18 protein-coding genes are annotated in these 19,751 nt (G+C 70.4%); 3 read left to right on the top strand and 15 right to left on the bottom strand.

Annotated features, from left to right (window positions below):
• Positions 1–114 precede the first annotated feature (114 nt).
• From Pka01_RS04860 to Pka01_RS04905, 11 genes are all read right to left on the bottom strand, one after another.
• Positions 115–1,593 carry an FAD-dependent oxidoreductase gene (locus tag Pka01_RS04860; protein WP_239114745.1) on the bottom strand — a complete coding sequence of 493 codons (1,479 nt, stop codon included), beginning with the start codon at positions 1,591–1,593 and terminating at the stop codon, positions 115–117.
• Positions 1,594–1,595: 2 nt separating this feature from the next.
• The gene (locus Pka01_RS04865) at positions 1,596–2,510 is read right to left on the bottom strand and encodes a VOC family protein (RefSeq protein WP_203881369.1); all 915 of its coding nucleotides are present in this window, start codon (positions 2,508–2,510) and stop codon (positions 1,596–1,598) included.
• A 130-nt stretch (positions 2,511–2,640) separates the two neighbouring features.
• Complete coding sequence (locus Pka01_RS04870; protein WP_203881370.1) at positions 2,641–3,489, bottom strand: hypothetical protein; 849 nt, start codon at positions 3,487–3,489, stop codon at positions 2,641–2,643.
• Between the two features lie 100 nt (positions 3,490–3,589).
• Complete coding sequence (locus tag Pka01_RS41150; RefSeq protein ID WP_275414428.1) at positions 3,590–3,715, bottom strand: hypothetical protein; 126 nt, start codon at positions 3,713–3,715, stop codon at positions 3,590–3,592.
• A 118-nt stretch (positions 3,716–3,833) separates the two neighbouring features.
• Positions 3,834–5,018 carry an acyl-CoA dehydrogenase family protein gene (locus tag Pka01_RS04875; RefSeq protein ID WP_203881371.1) on the bottom strand — a complete coding sequence of 395 codons (1,185 nt, stop codon included), beginning with the start codon at positions 5,016–5,018 and terminating at the stop codon, positions 3,834–3,836.
• A gap of 8 nt (positions 5,019–5,026) precedes the next feature.
• Positions 5,027–6,049 (bottom strand): 4-hydroxy-2-oxovalerate aldolase, encoded by a 1,023-nt coding sequence (gene dmpG / locus Pka01_RS04880; protein WP_203881372.1) that lies wholly within the window; start codon positions 6,047–6,049, stop codon positions 5,027–5,029.
• A gap of 36 nt (positions 6,050–6,085) precedes the next feature.
• Entirely contained in the window at positions 6,086–6,970 is an 885-nt protein-coding gene (locus tag Pka01_RS04885; RefSeq protein WP_203881373.1) for an acetaldehyde dehydrogenase (acetylating), read from the bottom strand.
• Between the two features lie 13 nt (positions 6,971–6,983).
• Positions 6,984–7,769 (bottom strand): 2-keto-4-pentenoate hydratase, encoded by a 786-nt coding sequence (locus tag Pka01_RS04890; RefSeq protein WP_203881374.1) that lies wholly within the window; start codon positions 7,767–7,769, stop codon positions 6,984–6,986.
• Positions 7,770–7,877: 108 nt separating this feature from the next.
• Positions 7,878–8,912 (bottom strand): ferredoxin--NADP reductase, encoded by a 1,035-nt coding sequence (locus Pka01_RS04895; RefSeq protein WP_203881375.1) that lies wholly within the window; start codon positions 8,910–8,912, stop codon positions 7,878–7,880.
• Positions 8,913–8,941: 29 nt separating this feature from the next.
• Positions 8,942–10,591, bottom strand: a complete 1,650-nt coding sequence (locus Pka01_RS04900) for an FAD-binding protein (RefSeq protein WP_203881376.1) — start codon at positions 10,589–10,591, stop codon at positions 8,942–8,944.
• Positions 10,588–11,457: an alpha/beta fold hydrolase gene (locus Pka01_RS04905; protein ID WP_203881377.1), complete on the bottom strand. Its 870-nt coding sequence runs from the start codon at positions 11,455–11,457 to the stop codon at positions 10,588–10,590. Before Pka01_RS04905 ends, Pka01_RS04900 begins: the two co-directional genes overlap by 4 nt.
• Positions 11,458–11,688: 231 nt before the next feature.
• Between Pka01_RS04905 and Pka01_RS04910 the strand changes: the two genes are divergently transcribed.
• Positions 11,689–12,264: a flavin reductase family protein gene (locus tag Pka01_RS04910; RefSeq protein ID WP_203881378.1), complete on the top strand. Its 576-nt coding sequence runs from the start codon at positions 11,689–11,691 to the stop codon at positions 12,262–12,264.
• A 32-nt stretch (positions 12,265–12,296) separates the two neighbouring features.
• Here Pka01_RS04910 and Pka01_RS04915 read toward each other — a convergent pair whose 3' ends face one another.
• Positions 12,297–13,184: an IclR family transcriptional regulator gene (locus tag Pka01_RS04915; RefSeq protein WP_203881379.1), complete on the bottom strand. Its 888-nt coding sequence runs from the start codon at positions 13,182–13,184 to the stop codon at positions 12,297–12,299.
• Positions 13,185–13,257: 73 nt separating this feature from the next.
• Positions 13,258–14,421, bottom strand: coding sequence for an acyl-CoA dehydrogenase family protein (locus tag Pka01_RS04920; RefSeq protein ID WP_239114746.1), 1,164 nt, complete (start codon positions 14,419–14,421; stop codon positions 13,258–13,260).
• A gap of 50 nt (positions 14,422–14,471) precedes the next feature.
• Here Pka01_RS04920 and Pka01_RS04925 point away from each other — a divergent pair, with 50 nt between their 5' ends.
• Entirely contained in the window at positions 14,472–15,545 is a 1,074-nt protein-coding gene (locus Pka01_RS04925; RefSeq protein ID WP_203881380.1) for an acyl-CoA dehydrogenase family protein, read from the top strand.
• Between the two features lie 151 nt (positions 15,546–15,696).
• A complete protein-coding gene (locus Pka01_RS04930; protein WP_203881381.1) occupies positions 15,697–15,924 on the top strand; it encodes a hypothetical protein in 228 nt (75 codons plus the stop codon).
• Positions 15,925–15,993: 69 nt separating this feature from the next.
• Here the strand turns inward: Pka01_RS04930 and Pka01_RS04935 are convergent, their stop codons facing one another.
• Positions 15,994–16,944, bottom strand: coding sequence for a hypothetical protein (locus tag Pka01_RS04935; protein ID WP_203881382.1), 951 nt, complete (start codon positions 16,942–16,944; stop codon positions 15,994–15,996).
• Between the two features lie 276 nt (positions 16,945–17,220).
• Positions 17,221–19,503 carry an HNH endonuclease signature motif containing protein gene (locus Pka01_RS04940; protein WP_203881383.1) on the bottom strand — a complete coding sequence of 761 codons (2,283 nt, stop codon included), beginning with the start codon at positions 19,501–19,503 and terminating at the stop codon, positions 17,221–17,223.
• Positions 19,504–19,751: the final 248 nt, after the last annotated feature.

Consider the following 19,751-nt stretch of genomic DNA (forward strand, 5'->3'; position numbering starts at 1 on the left):
GCTCCGGGCGCTCCTCAGTCCAGTCCACGGCCGCGCCCCTCCCTGTCCATGGCCGCGCCTTCGGCACGGCGGGTCGGGGCGCACTTGAGGCCGCGCCTTCCGGCACGGCGCTCCTCATTCGCCGGCGGCGGCGCGGCCCGCCCGGCGGCCGAAGAAGGTGCCGTCGCCGAGAGAGGTCCCGCTGATGTAGCCCTCGCCGTGGATCCCTGCGCTCGCCCGGCCCGCGGCGTACAGTCCGGGAATCGCCAGCCCCGAGTGGTTGAGCACGGCGCCGTCCACGGTGGTGTGCAGCCCGCCGAGAGTGAATCCGGCGACCCCGGTGCCTTTGCCCGCGCCCTCGGCGTCTCCGGGCGCGAAGCCCTCCTGCGGGTCGACGGCGGCGAGCGGCGGTCTGAGCGGCCGCAGCCACCTCGGGTCCTTGTGGAAGTAGGGGTCGTTCCCCTGCTCCGCGTGCCGGTTGTACACGGCGAGCGTCGCCTCGAGCGCCCCCGCGGGCATGCCGAGCGACTCCTCCAGCTCGGCGACCGTCTCCGCGACGAACCGCGGGCGCACGCCCCACAGGTCCTCCGGGGGGATCTCGTCGAACCCCGCCTCGTCGATGATCGCCCAGTAGGGGCCCGGCTGGTGCCGTACGGCGGCGACGCTGAACAGGCCCGGATAGACGTCCTCGTTGACGAACCTCTGGCCGAGCGCGTTGACGAGCATGCCGCGCACGAGGATCGCGGGCAGCGCCGTCAGAGCGATCTCCACGACCGACATGCGCCGGGTCGCGGCGCCGAGCGCCGTCGCCATCCGGATGCCGCCGCCGTCGTCCAGGCCGTCGCTGACCTTGCCGTGGCCGAGCAGCACCGGGGCGTGGTCGGCCAGCATCTCCTCGTTGTCGACGAATCCCCCGGTCGTGAGGATCACCGCTTTGCGTGCACGGCAGGCCAGCGTCGTGCCGTACCTGCGGGCCACGACGCCGGCGACCCGGCCGTCGTCGTCCACGACCAGATTGGTCGCGCGGGTGTCGGTACGGCAGACGGCGCCCGCCGACTGCGCCGCCTCGGCCAGCTTCTCCATGATCAGCCAGCCGCCGAAGGCCTCGGTCGCCGGCCGGTGACCGCGCGGGACGGGCCTGGCGATCGTGTTGTACGGCCAGGCGTTCTCACCCAGCCACATCAGGCCGTCGGCCGTCAGGGGCATCCAGGTCGGGTCCTCGTGCAGGGTCGCGTTGAACGTGAGCCCCAGGCCACGGAACCATTCGAAGTGCTCGACGCTCTCGTCGCAGTACAGCCGCAGCTTCTCCTCGTCGGCGTGCGGACCGAGCGCGGCCGTGAGGTAGGCGAACATGTTGTCCGGATCATCGTCGAATCCGCACGCGCGCTGCACCGCCGTGCCGCCACCGAGGTAGAGCTCTCCCCCCGACTGCGCCGAGGATCCGCCTGGGCCGCCCGCGCGCTCCAGCACGAGCACGTCGGCGCCCGCCCTCGCGGCCTCGTAGGCGGCGGCCGCGCCGGCGCATCCGAAGCCGACGACGAGCACGTCGCATTCATGGTCGAAGGCGCTGATCGAGCCCAGGGGCACGGGCTCGACCGGCGGCACGGCGTTCACGATCAGGACCTGGGCACGAACGCGGCCAGCGGCTCGGAGCCCGACCAGTCGTGACCCCAGTAGCTGTCGGCGGTGATCTCCTCGGCCGTGTAGTACGTCTCGTCGACGAGCATGCCGCCGGTGCCGTACTCGAGGTCCCAGCCGCCCGGCGCGCGGACGTAGAAGGAGACCATCTTGTCGTTGGTGTGCCGGCCCAGGGTCGAGGAGATGGAGAAGCCCAGCTCGCTCACCCTGTCGAGCGCCCTGCCGACCGCGTCCAGGCTGTCGACCTCGACCATGAGGTGCACCAGGCCGGGGTCGCCGTTGTGGGCCGCCGGGCAGATCGCGAGGCTGTGGTGCCGCTGGTTGATCCCCATGAAGCGCATCCGCCGGAACGGCGGCTTCCGCCGGCCCACCTTCATCGCTCCGCGCGGCAGGAACCCGAGCACCTCGGTGTAGAAGGAGACCGTCTCCTCCATCGCGATGGTGGGCAGCACCACGTGGCCCATCCCCTGCGGGCCGGTCACGAACCGCTGCCCCCTGCCCGTGACCACGGGGCTGTGGTCGAGGACGGGGCCGAAGTAGACCTCGACCGGGATGCCGGCGGGGTCGGTGAACGCGATCACCTGCTCGGCCCCGCGGTCGATGGCCTCCTGCTCGGAGAGCACCTTGACCGGCGTCCCGTGCGCCTCGACGGCGCGGCCGACCGCGGCGAGGGCGAACTGGTCGCGGACCTCCCACCCGACGGCGAGCACCCGGTCGGCGTCCCCGGGGAGCACGATGAGCCGCGCCTGCCGTTCGTCCATCCGGAGGTAGAGGCCGTCCGGCTCGGGTCCGGAGCCCTCCGCGAAGCCGAGCCCGTCGATCACGAGCTCACGCCAGCGACCGATGTCACGCGTCTGGACCTTGAGATAGCCCAGTCCTCGGATCTGCGTCACCTGTCCACCAATCTCCCGGGCTTTCGTCCACCCAAAAGTGACAGACAGGCCGCCCGGCTGCCTGGAGGCTCCCGCTGAGTGAGAGTCCCCGGCGACGGTGGGTTGGGGCGGCCTCCCGGCCGCCCCAGGCTCAGATCGAGCCGCGGGTGCGAGCGGGCAGCCCCTCCTGCTCCGCGATCGGACCCCACAGTTCGACGAACGCCGACTTGGCCTTGGTGGCCCTCTCGGACGCCGCGTTCCCCGCGTCGTAGTAGGCGTCTCCCGCCGTCGGCCCTGTGCAGTTGTTGGCCTGGTACTTCTTCGCCCACTTCAGGTAGGCCGCGTCGGCCTGCTGCGAGGCCACGAGCGCGTTCACGAGATGCTGCTTCAGCTCGTCGCCTCCCTCGATCAAGCCGACTTTCAGCTTCTTCGCCTGCTGGACCTGCGCGGCCCGCTGGTTGGTGGCCTGCTGGATCGCCGCGATCGCCTGGCCGGTCTTCGTGCAGTGGAGCATCTGGCTGAGCCCCTGCTGGAGCTTGCCCCGGCTGGGCTTGCTCCCGTCGAGGACCTTGTCGATCGCCGCGGCCTGCCCGTGCATGCCGCTGCTCTTCGGAGCGGAGGGGGACGCGCTGGCGGTCGCACCGGTGCCGCCGGCCTTGTCACCCTGAAATCCGTAGATCACGAAGGCGACCCCGACGCCGACCACGGCGGCGACACCGATGGCGGCGAGCGTCTTCCACAGGGGTTCGGGAGCCGCATCCGGCGGTCCGGCCTCGGCCCCGGCCGGACCGAGCGAATCGGGACCGAACGAATCGGGACCGGCGTAGGCGGGGCCGGGGTAAGCAGACCCGGGGTAAGCAGGGCCGGGGTAGGCAGGGCCGAACCCATCCGGACCGCCCTGGGCGGGGAAGCCATCGTGACCGAACGCTCCCGGGGCCCCTGGACCGGGACCCATCGGATGCTGGCCCATGGGCGGCTGGCCCATCGGAGGCCGACCCATCGGCGGGCCCATCGGGGCCGGGCCCGCCGGACGCTGATCGAAGGCGCTCGGCCCAGGACCGAACGCCATGGTGTCCCCGGCGCCCCGCAGAGCCGTCAGATCACGAACCCACCATTCCCAGTTCGCCGGGGGCTCCGGCCAGCCTGGGCCGGGCCCGGCCCAGTTCGGAGTGGGGATCCAGTCCCTGGGGGGAACCGGCCAGCCTGGCGGGGGGTTGAACCGCCACTCGGCACCTGGCTGTGGAGGGATGTTCAAAGCCGCTCACCTAACGGGCAACAATGTTGACCGTTGGGAGTTTAGTCGTATTCACCCCCACCAGATGATCGGCATGAACGCCCCCGGCTTCAGATCATCGAACGCATCGGCCCCTGGGGCGGCTCGATGCCGAGCTGCGTCAGCGCCGAGACGTGGAAGACCGCACCCGGCACGTGGATGGCGTGCGTCAGGCCCACGTGCGCGTCACGCCAGAAACGCTGGATCGGGTTGTCCACGCGCATGGCGTTCCCGCCGGACCGGTTGACGATCTCGTCGACCGCGCGGACCGCCCGCCAGGCCGCCTGCACCTGGGTGCGCCTGCTCACCGCCCGCTCGTCGAAGGTGACCTCGCGGCCCGCCGCGACGAGGTCGTACATCCGCGAGGCGTTGTCGAGCAGCGCCGACCGCGCGGCCGCGATGTCAGCAGCGGCCTCGCTGATGGCGTAGAGCACGTACGGATCGTCCTTGATCTTGGTGCCGGTGATCTGCACCCGGCCCTTCTGGTAGGCCAGGTGGTGCGCGAGGGCGCCCTCGGCCATGCCGATCACGGACGCGGTGATCCCGAGGGGAAACGCGACGGAGAACGGCAGGTGGTAGGTCGGGTTGGTCAGCCCCGCCTCCCTGGCCGCGCTGCCGTCCACGACCTTCGAGAACGGGATGACCCGGTAGTCGGGGACGAACGCGTCCCTGACGACGACGTCCTTGCTGCCGGTGCCGCGCAGGCCGACCACGTTCCACGAGTCCTCGACGATCTCGTAGTCGGACCGCGGGAGGATCAGGTGCAGCGACTCCGGCGGTTTGGCGACGTTGCCCTCCGCGTCGCCGAGCATGCCGCCGAGGAAGATCCAGTCGCAGTGGTCGGTGCCGGAGGAGAACTGCCAGCGCCCGTTGAAGACGTAGCCCCCGTCGACCGGCCGGGCGACGCCCATGGGCGCGTACGGCGAGGCGATCCAGGTGTCCTGGTTCTCGCCCCAGATCTCCCGCTGGACCCGGGGATCGGCGTAGGCCATCTCCCAGGGGTGCACGCCGACGACCCCGGCCACCCAGCCGGTGGAGCCGTCCAGACTGGCGATCTTCATGACGGTCTCGGCGAACTCGCACGGGTGGAACTCGAAACCGCCGTGGATCCGCGGCTGGAGCATCCGAATGACTCCGGCTTCGCGGAGCACTTTGGCGGCCTGGTCGTCCAGCCTGCACAGGGTCTCGTTCACGGAGCCGAGCGCGCTGATCTCCTCGGCCCGCCGGGTGATCGCCTCGAGTACCGGGTTGCCCATGGCTTCTCTCACTTCTTCGCCGCGAGGGCGACTGCGATCTCGATGAGCTGGTCTTCCTGGCCGCCGACGAGCTTGCGCCGCCCGGCCTCGAGCAGGATCTCCGCGCCGGGCACGCCGTACTTCTTCGCCTGGCGGTCGGCGTGCTTGAGGAAACTGGAGTACACCCCCGTGTAGCCCATGGTGAGCGCCATCCGGTCGAGCAGGCACTCGCCGTCCATGATCGGACGGACGACGTCCTCGGCGGCGTCCATGATCTTGATCGTGTCGATGCCGGTCCGGATGCCGAGCCTCTCGGCGACGGCGGTGAACGCCTCGACCGGCGTGTTGCCCGCCCCGGCGCCGAACCGGCGGGCCGAGCCGTCGATCTGGAGCGCGCCCGCCCGCACCGCGAGGATCGAGTTGGCGACGCCGAGGCCGAGGTTCTCGTGACCGTGGAAGCCGACCTGGGCGTCGGCGCCGAGTTCCGCCACGAGCGCGGCAACCCGGTCGGAGGTCTGTTCCATGATCAGGGCGCCCGCCGAGTCGACGACGTACACGCACTGGCAGCCGGCGTCCGCCATGATCCGGGCCTGCCTGGCGAGCACCTCGGGCGTCCGGCTGTGCGCCATCATGAGGAACCCGACCGTCTCCAGGCCCAGTTCCCTGGCCAGGCCGAAATGCTGCACCGCGATGTCGGCCTCGGTGCAGTGCGTGGCGATCCTGCAGATGCTCGCGCCGTTGTCGGCGGCCTCCCGGATGTCGTCCTGGATTCCGAGGCCGGGCAGCATGAGGAAGGCGATCTTCGCCTGCCTGGCGGTCGCCACGGCGGCCTTGATGAGCTCCTGCTCGGGCGTGAGGCTGAAGCCGTAGTTGAACGACGAGCCGCCGAGCCCGTCGCCGTGCGTCACCTCGATCACCGAAACGCCCGCGTCGTCGAGCGCGGCGACGACGGACCGGACGTGCTCCGCGGTGAACTGGTGCTGTTTGGCGTGGGAGCCGTCGCGCAGCGACGAGTCGGTGACCCTGATGTCCAGGTCGGCGCTGTAGGGCATGCGGTCGATCTCCTTGTGGCTGGGAGTCCCTGGTGACTAGGTCCGCGCGAAGCCCTCGCCGACCCTGGTGGCGGCCGCGGTCATGATGTCGAGGTTGCCGGAGTAGGGCGGCAGGAAGTCCCCCGCGCCCTCGACCTCGAGGAACACCGCGACCCTGGCGAGCCCGCCGCTCACCGGGGTGGGGTCGTCGAACTGCGGCTCCGCGCGCAACCGGTAGCCGGGCACGTAGGACGCGACGGCCGCGACGACGTCGTCGATCGAGGCGGAGATCGCGTCCCTGTCGGCGGCGGCGGGGATCGCGCAGAAGACCGTGTCCTGCATGATCATCGGCGGCTCGGCCGGGTTGAGGATGATGATCGCCTTGCCCCTCCCCGCTCCCCCGATCGTCTCGATGCCACGACCGGTGGCGCGGGTGAACTCGTCGATGTTGGCCCGGGTGCCCGGGCCCGCCGACGGGGAGGCGACGCTGGCGACGATCTCTGCGTAGGACACCTCGGCGACCCGGGAGACGGCGTGGACGACGGGGATCGTCGCCTGCCCGCCGCAGGTGATCAGGCTGACGTTGGGCGCGTCGAGGTGGGCGCCGAGGTTCACGGCGGGCACCACGGCGGGCCCGATGGCCGCGGGCGTCAGGTCCACGGCCCTGATGCCGAGCGCCTCGTACCTGGGCGCGTTCTCCCTGTGCACGTGGGCCGAGGTCGCCTCGAAGACGATGTCGGGCAGCTCCCGCCGGGCCAGCAGCCACTCGACGCCCTCGGCGGAGGCGACGAGGCCGGCGGAGTCCGCCCGTTTCAGCCCGGGGCTGTCCGCCTCGACGCCGATCATCCAGCGCGGCTCGATCAGCTCGGAACGGAGCAGCTTGTACATCAGGTCGGTCCCGATGTTGCCCGAGCCGACGATCGCGGCGGTCGCCTTGGTCACTGCTGTCTCACTCTCATTCGAATCGGGCGCTCACGGACCCGAGCCCGGCGAACTCGGCCACGAAGACGTCGCCGGGGCGCACGTCGACGGCCCTGGTGCACGAGCCGGGAAGGATGACGTGCCCCGCCTCGAGACGCACCCCGAAGGCGGCGACCTTCCTGGCCAGCCAGGCCACGGCGATGGTGGGATCGCCGAGGACGGCGCTGGTGTTGCCCCGCGTGATCTCCGTGCCGTCCTGGTAGAGCACGGCCTCGACGTCGGCGGGGTCCAGGTCGGCCGGGCTGACCCTGGCGGCGCCGAGCAGCACGCCGGCCGAGGACGCGTTGTCGGCGACGGTGTCCGCCAGCCCGATGCGCCAGTCCTTGATCCGGCTGTCGATCAGCTCGATGCTCGGCACGACGTACTCGGTCGCGGCGAGGACGTCGGCTTCCGTGCATCCCTCCCCGGGGAGGCTCGACCCGAGGACGTACCCGATCTCGACCTCGATCCGCGGGTGGCAGTACCGGCCCGCCTCGACGGGGACGTCCTCCGACAACACCATCGTGTCGAGCAGGTGACCGTAGTCGGGCTCGTCGACGCCCATCATCCGCTGCATCACCGGGGACGACAGCCCCACCTTGTGCCCGTACACCCGGGCGCCCTGGGCGAGGCGGCGCCGGATGTTGCTGAGCTGGATCTCGTAGGCGTCCACCACGTCGATGCCCGGGTAGGCGTCGGTCAGCGGCTCGATCGGCACCCGGTCCCGCTCCGCCGCCCACAGCCGTCCGGCCGCGGACGCGCGCTGCGCCGCCTCCAGCATCCAGTCCTCCCGCGATCGGCCCTGCGAATCTCAAAGGTTCCAGCCGGGGCTCTGCGCCGGTGCCCGTTTTCCCGCTCAGTGGGAACCGCCCGGCGTCCGGGGGCGGGTTCAGCCGTCGTAGGTGACCTTGAGCCGTTCGCTGACCGGGATCGCCTGGCAGGACAGGATCAGGCCGTCGGCGAGGTCCTGCCGGTCGAGCACGGTGTTGCGCTCCAGCGTGACCTCGCCCTCAAGGAGCACGCAGGCGCACGCGCTGCAGGACCCCTCCCGGCAGGAGTACGGCGCGTCCATCCCGGCGTCCAGGATCACGTCGAGCAGCTTGTTGCCCGCGGGCCAGGCCAGCGTCCTCGTCTCCCCGTCCAGCTCGACCTCCACCGTGCTGACCGGGCCGGACACGTCGAGGACGACCGCCGACCCGGCGAACGGATCGGTGGCCAGCGACTCGAACCGCTCCACGTGGATCCGCCGGTCCTGGGCGCCCAGCCCGGCGAGTACCTCCGAGGCGAGGTCCATGAACGGCCCCGGCCCGCAGACGAAAGCCTCCCTTCCCGCGTACGGCCGGACCAGGCCGGCGAGACCGGCCGCGGTGGGCAGGCCCTGCACCGACTCCAGCCAGTGGAGGACCGTCAGCCGCTCGCCGTACTCGGCGGTCAGCGCGACGAGCTCGTCCCGGAAGATCACCGACTTCTCGTCCCTGTTGGCGTAGACGAGGGTGAGCACTCCCGTCCCCGCACGCAGGCACGACTTGAGGATCGACATGACCGGGGTGATGCCGCTGCCGCCCGCGAGAAGCAGCAGGTCGTCGTCGAGCGAGGTGGGGGTGAACGTCCCGGAGGGGCGCAGCACCTCGAGCACGTCCCCCTCGGTGACGTTGTCGCAGATCCAGTTGGACCCGTAACCGCCCCGGGTCCGCTTCACCGTCACCTTGAGCTTGTCGTCGCACACCGGCGAACTGCTGAGCGAGTAGCAGCGCGCCGCGCCCTCCGGGCGGGTGGTCGGCACCCGGACGGTGAGGAACTGGCCGGGCCGGTAGCCCAACCGGGAATGGTCGCCGTCGGCGGGTTCGAGGACGAGCGAGTGGGCGTCCGCGGTCTCGCGGACCACCTCCACCACCCGCATCCTGAGCGGGCCCGGCTGTGTCATCTCCGGTGTGTCATCTCTTGGCGACTGTGTCATCTCTTGGCGGCCGCGTGCCGCGCGGCGATGTACCCGAAGACGATCGAGGGGCCGATCGTGGCGCCCGGGCCGGCGTACTCGTTGCCCATGACGGAGGCCGAGGTGTTGCCGGTGGCGTACAGGCCCTCGATCACCGACTCGTCCGCGCGCAGGACCCTGCTGTGCTCGTCGCACACCAGCCCGCCCTTGGTGCCCAGGTCGCCGACCTCGATCCGGAAGGCGTGGAACGGCGCCTTGCCGATCACGTCGAGGTTCGGGTTCTTCAGCGTGGGGTCGCCGTAGTACCGGTCGTACGCGCTGTCCCCGCGGCCGAAGTCCTCGTCCTTTCCCGCCTCGGCGAACCGGTTGAACCGCGCCACGGTCTCGGCCAGCGTGCCCGCCGGCACGCCGATCTTGCCCGCCAGCTCTTCGACGGTCCCGGCCTCGAACGCGATGCCCTTCTCGTAGTACCCCCGCGGGATCGGCGCCCCCGGGAGGATCTGGGCGAACGGGTAGCGCTCTCTGGCCTTGGCGTCCATCACGAACCACGCGGGAACATGCCCGCCGGCCAACTGGTCGTGGACGAAGTTGACGTAAGGCGACGACTCGTTGGTGAAGCGCCTGCCGTCCGACGACACGATGATCGACGGCGGGATGCACCGCTCGGACACGAGCGGGATGACCGCCCCCGCCGGATGCCGGACGGCGGGCATCCACCAGGCGTCGTCCATCAGGCCGAGGTCGGCGCCGAGCCGCTCGCCGGCCAGGATGCCGTCGCCGGTGTTCTCCCTGGCGCCCATGCCGAAGTCCTCCCTGCCGCCCTCGGGCAGGTGTTTCGCGCGCATCTCGGGGTTGTGGTCGAACCCGCCCGTCGCCAGCAGCACGCCGTACCTGCCCCGGATCCGGATCTCCTCGCCGTCACGCCGGGCGACGATTCCGGTGACGGCCTTGCCTTCGTCGGTGACCAGATCCGTCATGGGCGTCTTGAGCCAGAGCGGCACGCCCGCGTCCTTGACCGCCATCCGCAGCCGCGCGACCAGCGCCCGCCCCCCGGTGGCCATGTGCCTGCGCCGCACGAGGTTGGACGCGACCCGCCAGGCCGCGACGACCGAGGCCCGGCGGCCCCGCCAGGTGCGCTTCACCATGGCCAGGTCGTGGTAGTCCTTGGCGGTGATCCACAGCCCGAGGGGGCCCTTCATGCTGTTGGGGCGCTGGTGTCTCTCGTCCTCGACGAGCTTGCGGGTGTCGAACGGCAGCGCCTCGATCGACCGCCCCATCGGCCGGCCGCCCTCAAGCTCTGGGTGATAGTCCGAGTAGCCCTTCACCCAGAAGAAGCGCATCCATCTGCTCCTGCAGAGCAGTTCCATCGCGGCGGGGCCCTCGTCGACGAACGCGTCCAGCCGCGCGGCCGGGACCCGTCCCCCGGTCAGCAGGTCGAGATAACGGCGGATCGACTCACGGCTGTCGTCGTGGCCCTTCGCCCGCAGAGCCGGGTTGTTCGGGATCCAGATCCCGCCGCCGGAGATCCCGGTGCTGCCGCCGAACTTCCCGCCCTTCTCGACCACGACGGCGGACAGCCCGCTGTCGTGCGCGGTCAGCGCGGCGGCCATGCCGCCCGCGCCGCTGCCGACGATGACGAGATCGAACTCGTGGTCCCACTCGCTCACTGGGCGTCCTTCCTCGTCAGGAAGCCGAGCACGACGCTCTCCCAGGCGGCCTTCTGTTCGATCATGACCCAGTGCCCGCAGTCGGGGAAGACGTGCAACTCGGCGTCGGGGATCGTGCGCATCGGCAGGATCGCCATGTCGACCGGGCTCACCCGGTCGTCGCGCCCCCACGTGATCAGTGTCCTTGCCTTCAACCGGTGCAGCATCGCCCAGTACGGCGGGGCGTCCGAGCGGGCCATGGCGGCCGTGCGGGCGGCGGACGCGGCCCTGCCGTACATGCGCCGGGCGCTCGCCAGCGTGGCCGGGTCGGTGGCCTGGGTCCAGCGCTCCTCGATCAGCTCCTCGGTGACCAGCGCCGGGTCGTGGACCATGGAGTAGAGCCACCGGATGAGCGCCTCCCTGGTGGGGTTCTCGGTGAACTCTATGAGGAGGTTGATGCCTTCACCCGGGCCCGGGCTGAACAGGTTCCTGCCGATGCCGCCGATGGTGACGAGCCTGCGCACCCGATCGGGGTGGGCGATCGCCACCTGGGCGGCCACCACGCCGCCCATCGAATTGCCGATCACGTCGACCTGCTGGAGCCCGAGCCCGTCGAGGAACCGGATCACCGCGCCGTTCGCCGCCGCCATGGGATGCTCTCCGGTCGGGTCGCTGACCCCGAACCCGGGGAACTCGAGGACCAGGCAGCGGAAGTGGTCGGCGAACACGGGCAGGTTGCCGCGGAAGTTCCGCCAGCCGGTGACCCCGGGACCCGATCCGTGCAGGAGCAGCAGGGGCGGCCCCTCACCCGCCTCGTGGTACCGCAGCACCCCCTGGTCGGTCGTGAGCTCGCGCGCCGTCGACTCATAGGTCAGCTCTGTGGTCATGTCGCCCCAGTCATCGCAATGTCGGCTCCCGGGGACGGTAATCGACGTCGCCCGCCCGCCGTGATGATCATCCCGATGAGCGAGACCCGGCCCCCGCCGTCGTCGGGGCGGGGCGCGCCGGGGGCGCCCACTGAACGGGATCCGCCGTCGGCCGCGATCGGGCCGGGGCTTAACGTCATGTTTCAGACGCCGCGACACGGCGCGACGAGAGGCCGAACTCGAGGTGACCGCATGACAGCTGAGCCCGCCCTGACGACAGACCCTGTCGGCGTGGCTCCGCCCACGCCCGCGGAGTTCCGCCGCGCGATGGGGATGTTCGCGAGCGGCGTGACGATCGTCACCGGTGTGGACGAGGACGAGCCGGTCGGCTTCGCGTGCCAGGCGTTCGCCTCGGTCTCCCTCGAGCCGCCGCTGATCCTCTTCTGCGCCGATCACAACGGCCGCACCTGGCCGAGGATCAGGAGATCGGGTCGCTTCTGCGTCAACGTCCTCGGCGAGGAGCAGGTCGACCTGTGCGGCCGGTTCGGCTCCAGCAGGGGGAGGAAGTTCGACGGGCTCGACTGGGAGCGGTCCCTGTGGGGCACCCCCGCGCTGCCCGACGTGCTCCTGCGGATCCACGCCGAGGTGTACGACGTGCACGTCGCGGGCGACCACGACGTGGTGATCGGCCGGGTCCTCCAACTGGAGCAGATCGCCGAGCAGCGCCCGATGCTCTTCTTCCGCGGCCGGTTCGGGGTCGACGGCCACGAGCCCGCCGTCCAGCCCGCGCTCGCCAACCTCTGGGGCTGGGGCGACCACTGGGGGTAGCCCCCGGGCTGGTCAGAGCCAGTCAGAGCCAGTTAGAGCCAGTCGCCGTCCTGGCCGACGGTGAGGAACCGGTTCATGCTCTCGGAGGACCACGTTCGGTCCGGCGCGCGCCCGGCCCGGCGGGCCCGCCGCGGCGACTCCAGGTCGGGGAAGAAGGCCAGCGAGGCCTGCCGGGCGGCGTCGGCCACGAGGGGCGCCACCTTCTCCAGCGGCATGCGCGCGTCGCCCACCAGTGAGATGCTCGCCACCGGTCCCTCGGGGCCGCGGATCGCCGCCGCGACGCAGGCGATGTTCGGGAAGCACTCCCCGCGCTCGAAGGCCAGCCCGCGGCGCTGCCGGATCCGGTTGAGCTCCTGGTGCAGGGTGCCGATGTCGCCGATCGTGCGGCTGGTCAGCCTGCTGATGGAGCGGCCGACCAGCGCCTCGACCTGCTCCGGCTCCAGCCACGCGAGGATCGCCTTGCCCAGCGCCGTCGAGTGCGCGGGGGCCCGGCCGCCCACGCGGGAGGGCACCGACAGGGCGAACCGCCCGCCGACCTTGTCCAGGTAGAAGACATCGGACCCGTCGAGTACCGCCAGATGGACGACCATCCCGGTCTTGATCTGCAGGTCGTGCAGGAGCGGCGCGGCCGCCTCGCGGACCTCTCCGTGGCTTCCGTTCCTGCCGCCCAGCCCGAGCGCCCGCCGTCCCAGGCTGTATCCGAAGGACGTGTGGTCGAGCCAGTCCAGCCGTACGAGCTGGTCGAGGATCCGGTGCGCGGTCGAGCGGGGCAGGTGGGTGGTGCGGGCCACGTCCTCCAGGGTGAGACGGGTGGAGCGGCCGGCGAAGGCATCCATGATCAGTGTCATCCGCTCGACCATCGAGAGCGGCAGCTCCGGTCGTGCGGGTGTCGGTTCGGGCTCGGCGCTGAGGGCGGTCATCGAACCTCCCGAAACTGAAATGAATTCTTGCCGTGGAATCTAGCAACGGCATGCGCCCGAGGGAAGGGCCGGTTCACCTGGCCTCCCGGGGCAGGCCGAGCACGCGCTCGGCGATGACGTCGCGCTGGATCTCGTTGGTGCCGGCGTAGATGGTGTCGGCGCGGGAGAACAGGTAGAGCCGCTGCACGTCGCTCAGGTCGTACGGCCGGCCGTCGGCGACCATGCCGGCCGCGCCGAGCACGTCCATGGCCAGCTCGCCCAGCTCCCGGTGCCAGGTTCCCCACACGAGCTTCGAGATGGACGACTCGGGGCCCGGCGCGCCCGCGGCGACGCCCGCCATCGTCCGGACCGCGTTGAGCCGCATGACCTCCAGCCCGATCCAGGCCCGGACGAGCCGGTCGCGCAGCAACGGGTCGTCGGCGGCCCCGGTCGTGCGGGCCAGCGCGATGACGGCCTCCAACTCCGCGCGGAAGCCCACCTGCTGGCCGAGGGTGGCCACCCCGCGCTCGAAGCCGAGCGTGGCCATGGCGATCCGCCAGCCGTCGCCGGGCGCGCCCACGATGTTCGCGCCGTCGGTCACGGCGCCGTCGAAGAAGACCTCACTGAACTCGCTCGTCCCGGTCATCTGGACGATCGGCCTGACCTCGACCCCGTCCTGCCGCATCGGCACCAGCAGGTAGGACAGCCCCCGGTGGCGGGCCGATCCTGGCTCCGTGCGGCAGACGGCGAAGCACCAGTCGGCCTGCGCGGCCAGCGAGGTCCACACCTTCTGCCCGTCGATCCGCCATCGTCCGCCGTCGAGCTCCGCACGGGTCCGCACGTTGGCCAGGTCGGAGCCCGCGCCGGGTTCGGAGTAGCCCTGGCACCACAGCTCCTCGACGGCCACGATCGGCGGCAGGAACCGGCGGCGCTGCTCGTCGGTGCCGAACGCGATGATCGTCGGGCCGAGCAGGTTCTCGCCGATGTGGTTCACCCGGGCCGGGGCCCGCGCGAGCGCGTACTCCTCGTGGAAGACGACCTGCTCCTCGACGCTCGCACCACGCCCGCCGTACGCCTCGGGCCAGCCGAGGCACGTCCAGCCGGCCGCGGCCATGTGCCGCTCCCAGGCGAGCCGGATGTCGAACGCCTCATGCTCGCGGCCCGGGCCGCCGAGCCCGCGCGCCTGCGCGAACGCGCCCGTCAGGCCGTCCTCGAGCCAGGCCCGGACGTCGCGCCGGAACGACTCGCCGCGCTTCACGCTGATAATCTACCAAACAGTTGTTAGACACATAAGATCCTGGGGCCGCCATGATCACCACCGACGAGCAGGAGGAACTGCGCCGCACCGTGCGCGCCCTCCTCGAGCGCAACCCCCCGGCCAGGCCCGCGCCGGACGCCGAACCCGGCTACGACAAGACCGCGTGGCGGCTGCTCGCGGAGCAGGTCGGCGCCTTCGGGCTCGCCGTGCCCGAGGCGTACGGCGGAGCGGGCTGCACGGCGGTGGAGACCCACGTGGTGTGCGAGGAGTTGGGCCGCGCCCTCACCCCGGTGCCGTACCTCGGCTCGGCGGTCCTCGCCACCGAGGCCCTGCTCGCGTGCGGGGCGACGGACCCGCTGCCCGGCCTGGCCGACGGCAGCCGCGTCGGATCCTTGGCCTGGGCGGAGAACGGGACATGGGATCCGGCCGCGATCCGGGCCCACGTGGAGGACGGCAGGCTGACGGGAGTGAAGGACCACGTGCTCGACGGCGCACACGCGGACCTGTTCGTCGTGCCCGCCCGGACACGGGAGGGCGGCCTCGGGGTCTACCTCGCCGAGGCATCCTCTCCCGCCGTGCGGATCGAACCACTGGTCACACTCGATCGGACGAGGCTCCAGGCACGTGTGACATTCGACACAGCACCCGTGCGGCTGATCTGCGCCGACGGACACCGCGTCCTCGAACGGCTCATCGCCGTGGCCGCGACCGCGCTCAGCGCCGAACAGCTCGGCGGCGGCGAACGCTGCCTGGAGATGACACTGGCTCATGTGAAGACCAGAGAGCAGTTCGGACGGCCGATCGGTTCCTTCCAGGCGGTCAGGCACCGGCTGGCCGACCTGTACGTCCTGGTCGAATCCGCCCGCTCGGTGAGCTACGACGCCGCCCACGCCCTCGCCGCCCACGCCCCGGACCTTGCGGTGCGGGCGGCGACCGCCCAGGCCTACTGCGCCGAGGCGTTCTCCGCGGTGGCCGCCGAGACCATCCAATTGCACGGCGGCATCGGCTTCACCTGGGAGCACGAGGCGCATCTGTACTTCAAACGGGCACACTCCGCCGCCGAACTTTTCGGCGACGCGGCCTGGCACCGGTCCCGCCTCGGCCCTGTGGTGCTCGGGCGCTGACATCGGCGCTGACATCGGCGCTGACGTGGGCGCTGACGTGGGCGCTGACATGGGCGCTGACGTCGGGGCGCAACAAATTCGTAATGTGCTGTTCCCCTAACCTGCGGCAATACGTCGCGAGTGGTCTTTGCGACAGGACATACTCAGAAGGGTGAAGTCAGCAAGCGGGGCGCCCAGGCGCCATCTGCCCACGAGTCCCTTCAAGCCCCCGCCCCCCGCGCCACCGCTGGAGCAGTACAGCGTGGACGACCGGGTGAGCCACGATCGTTATGGCCTCGGCGTGGTCATCAGTGTCGAAGAGGGCGCCGCCGTCCTCGTCGACTTCGGATCACGGCAGGAGCGGATCCCCGCGCCTTACTCCAAGCTCGTCAAGCTCTGACACCCGCGCGAACGGGCAGTACGCGGATCGCACGATCGGCGTACTGAAGACACCCGTCGCCGGGTTCCGTCACCGGCCTGCTTTCCTCCTGATCCTTCTCGTTCGGCTGCCCGTCTCGCCCTTGCCCGTCTTCGTCGGCGGCGCTGGTCGAGCGGGAGCGGACTGAAGTGGTGGGGATTCCAGCCGCGTGTCCTTGTCCGCGCGCCCCCATGGCAGGAGGCCGCCGAGCCGGGCCGTCAGCCTCTCCTTGTAAATGCCGACGACGATCAGCAACAGGGCCAGGATGACGGTCAGCACCCACACCTGTGGTCCTGCTGTCACGACCGCGGCGAGTTGTTGCTGCCGGAACTTGCCGGCCAGGACATCTACTGCCACGCCACCGTCGTCGAGCAGGTCCGGGTCGCCGAGACCTATGACACGTTCCTCCCTCCCCTGCGCGATGGGATGAGCATCGGACGACGGCGTCGTCGCCGTGACGCCGAAGACCGGATAGCGGAGTGTGAGGGACGAGGCCGGGTCGAGGCCGAGGTTCACCTTGAGGGAGCCCTTGCGGGTCAGCCATTCTCGCTGCTGGTCCGACAACCAGCCGAGGTTCTCCTTCGCCAGGTCGGTCTCGCGGAGATCGAAGTAGCTGTGCGGTTGCACAAGCGGCGCGAAGACGGCGATCCGATGCGTGACCGTGGGCGGCCACAGGCTCGGCAGGGGGATCTCGGCGGTCGTCGTGTGCCGGGTGAACTGCAACTCGACGCTATCGAGCGCGCCCGGATGTACGACCGACCGTTCAAGCTCCCAGTTGCCCTGGCCAAGCGCGGACGTGAGCCGGTCGGCCAGGGTTTCGGCGTGCGATGCGAGCCCGAAGGTGATGCGTTCTGTCCCGCTCCAGCGGACACAGTCAAGTTCGCACGAGAAGACCCCTGAATATCGGGCGTCCAGGGCGATCGCCGGCGACGGCGCGGCGAAATTACCCGGAGGGCCGGAAGCGAACCAGATCGCGGCCGCCACACCCAGTGCGCCGATCACGGGCGCCAAGCGGACTGCCAATCTGCCCCGACCACGCGACCGCGGTCGCGTTCCTTCGGAGCTTTCGTCCCGCACGCCGGGGTCCCTCTCGTTCACCGTGCGATGGCCCCCGTCCCTTGTCGCTCCCCGGCTTCTGCGCGCCGCATCTGATCGATCGCCGACTCGTCCGCACGCAACATACGGCCGTGCCCGTCATACGTCGACACCTGACGTGGATCATCGGTGCTCGTGTGCGGCCTCGGCTCGATCGCCCCGCGCCCTGGCGGCCCTCGGCCATCAGAGGGTCGGATCACCGGCTGCGGGATCCGGAGGCGGTCGACCCGGCTGCTCGTGCCGTTCCCGCCGTGGCCCAGCCGCCGGATCGGGATTCGACCCGGCGGCTGCCCGTTCGGCGAACGCCGGTTCCCACCAGATGGGGCTGCCCTCCCGATGAGAGAGGAGATACGCCGAGGTATCGAGGGCGAACTCATCGGTATCACCGGTGATGGCGCCATAGTGGCGGGCCGCCTGGACGTCGGCGATATCCGGCCAGGTCGGGATATGAGGCGGGAAGGATTCGATGATCGGCGAAGTGTGTGCCGGGTAACGATGCCCGGTCCGGCTGATCCAGATCACCTGACCCGGCTCCGGCTGGACAACTCGCCAGCCGTGATCCCTTAGATCGTGATCATGGGAGCAGGCGATCTCGAGGTTGTGCGCGGTGGTGAGCCCGCCGTGGCTGTAAGGATCGACGTGATCGAGCTCGGAGTTGCTCGCGGGCGCGCGGCAACCCGGGGCCGTGCACACCCGGTCGCGGATCTGCACCCACCGCCGCAGTCCGGCCGTGGCGAATCGCCGCCGCGCATCAGCACCGGTGCCCGCGTCGGCGTCTGCATCGGCGTCTGCATCGGCCGGCGCCTCTCCGGTCGGTACGCATGCGGCGTCCACCTGCCGGATGACATCGGTGACGACAGATGCCCAGCCTTCGAGCCCAGGCAGGTCGGCCTGCCATTCGCGCAGTTGGGCCAGCGGGATCTGCAGCTCCACGATCCCATTGCGACTCGACGGGCCGCCCGTGCCACCTGTTTCACCACTCCGACTTGGCGGACGAGGCCAGCCTGCGGGACGACGCCGGGTGATCCCTGCATACAGAAGCCCTCCGTCGTCGTCGCAAACGGCGAAACGCCATTCCCCGCAGATCTGCCGTTTCACCAAGCGGCGGGCCAGGTGAGCGGGGATCGGTCCCCACCCGGCCAGCTCACCGGGGAAGTCGTCCAGATGGAAGAGCGTGGAGACCCGCACCCGGATCTCCCCCACCGCGCCGACCCGAGATGGGCCGACCTGAGATCGGCCGACCCGAGATGGGCCGCTCACGGACGCGCCATCTCGGGACGCGCCATCTCGGGACGCGCTGCTCGCTCCGTCGCAAGGTTCTGGGCCGCTCTCAGCCGCGGGGATGAAATCCGATCCCGGCGGCCGCTCCCTACTGCTCCCGGCGCCACGCGGCGGATCACCAGCAGGACCGGACCCTGAACCGCCCCCAGGCCCAGCATCACCCCCAGGCCAGGCATCACCCCCAGGCCAGGCATCACCCCCAGGCCAGGCATCACCACCGGGACCGGTATCGCCACCGGGACCGGTATCGCCTCCAAGATCGAAGTCGTCGTCGCCGGAAACATTGAAATCCCGACCGGCATCGGCATCGGCATCGGCGAAGGTCTCACCGGAAAGCTGGTCGTCGTAGTCGTCCTCATCCCCTTGGGCGGCCTCTTCAGCGGCATGGATGAGTACTGCGATGATCTCGTCGTCGTCCAGGCCGGACAGCTCTCCATCGAGCAGACCGAGGAACACGTCGGCCCTGATGTGGTCGATCGGGCTGCTCAGCCCCGCCCGCTTGGCCTTCTGTGCGAGCGCGTTGACCCTGCATATCGCCGCAGCGGCCTGATCCACCGGCAACTGCTGCCCGGTGATGGTCACCGTCCCGTCATCGTGAGGCGTGCCCTCCACCCGTCGCCGCTGTACGGCACGCTCGTACCTGCGTCGCGCCCATTCCGGATCGGCGGCCAGCAACAAGCGTTTGATCTTGTCTTTCAGCTGGCTGGTCGTCCACCCGCCGGCCTTCGGCAACAGCGCGGCGACCACCGCGTCGGCCACGTGCTCGGGCGCATCCTCCAGCCAGTCGCAGAAGACCCTGGCCCGCGCCTTGTCGATCCGTCCACACGAAAGCGCGTCACGCACTGGACGAAATCGGGTCGCCAGAAAATATGAAAACCAATATTCGTATTCCGCCGCACGACGCGTGAGAGTAAGCGCGGCACGCACCTCGTCAGCCGAATACTTATCCGGTTCGGCCATTTTCTCCATGTCACCCGGCGAGGGCCGATACAGCCCCACCTCGGCCATCACCTCGGCCTTCCGGGCCTGAACGTAGCTCTCCAATCGCGCATACGCCTGCAACACGACCACGGCGTCGTAACCGCTCAAGCGGCCCAGGTCCAGCTCATGCAGCACGGCAGCCGCGTCCGGCCCGGGCGTCGTTTCAGCCAGGCCGGAGGGAATCAACTGCCGCTCAACAAACACACCGCGAAATTACCAACCGCCACCGACAAAAAGCCTCGCTCCAGCGGCGCCCATCAAAAGAAATGACCAGCAGAAATATCACGGCATATGCCGGAAAATTGGACAGCCTGCGCGCGAGTCGCGCACGCCAATACCCCGCACGCCAATACCCCGCACGCCAATACCCCGTACATCAACACCACACAGGCTGAACCCCGGCACGCGCCCGGGGGCCGGAGAGTCGCGAGCCGGGAAGCCGGTGTGCCGGA

Source organism: Planotetraspora kaengkrachanensis (genome assembly GCF_016862895.1).
GTDB lineage: Bacteria > Actinomycetota > Actinomycetes > Streptosporangiales > Streptosporangiaceae > Planotetraspora > Planotetraspora kaengkrachanensis.

Coding starts and splice junctions, on each gene's coding strand:
- Pka01_RS04870 (WP_203881370.1), bottom strand. CDS start 3,489: ATGGGTCGGCCTCCGATGGGCCAGCCGCCCATGGGCCAGCATCCGATG.
- Pka01_RS04875 (WP_203881371.1), bottom strand. CDS start 5,018: ATGGGCAACCCGGTACTCGAGGCGATCACCCGGCGGGCCGAGGAGATC.
- dmpG (WP_203881372.1), bottom strand. CDS start 6,049: ATGCCCTACAGCGCCGACCTGGACATCAGGGTCACCGACTCGTCGCTG.
- Pka01_RS04890 (WP_203881374.1), bottom strand. CDS start 7,769: ATGCTGGAGGCGGCGCAGCGCGCGTCCGCGGCCGGACGGCTGTGGGCG.
- Pka01_RS04895 (WP_203881375.1), bottom strand. CDS start 8,912: ATGACACAGCCGGGCCCGCTCAGGATGCGGGTGGTGGAGGTGGTCCGC.
- Pka01_RS04905 (WP_203881377.1), bottom strand. CDS start 11,457: ATGACCACAGAGCTGACCTATGAGTCGACGGCGCGCGAGCTCACGACC.
- Pka01_RS04910 (WP_203881378.1), top strand. CDS start 11,689: ATGACAGCTGAGCCCGCCCTGACGACAGACCCTGTCGGCGTGGCTCCG.
- Pka01_RS04915 (WP_203881379.1), bottom strand. CDS start 13,184: ATGACCGCCCTCAGCGCCGAGCCCGAACCGACACCCGCACGACCGGAG.
- Pka01_RS04925 (WP_203881380.1), top strand. CDS start 14,472: ATGATCACCACCGACGAGCAGGAGGAACTGCGCCGCACCGTGCGCGCC.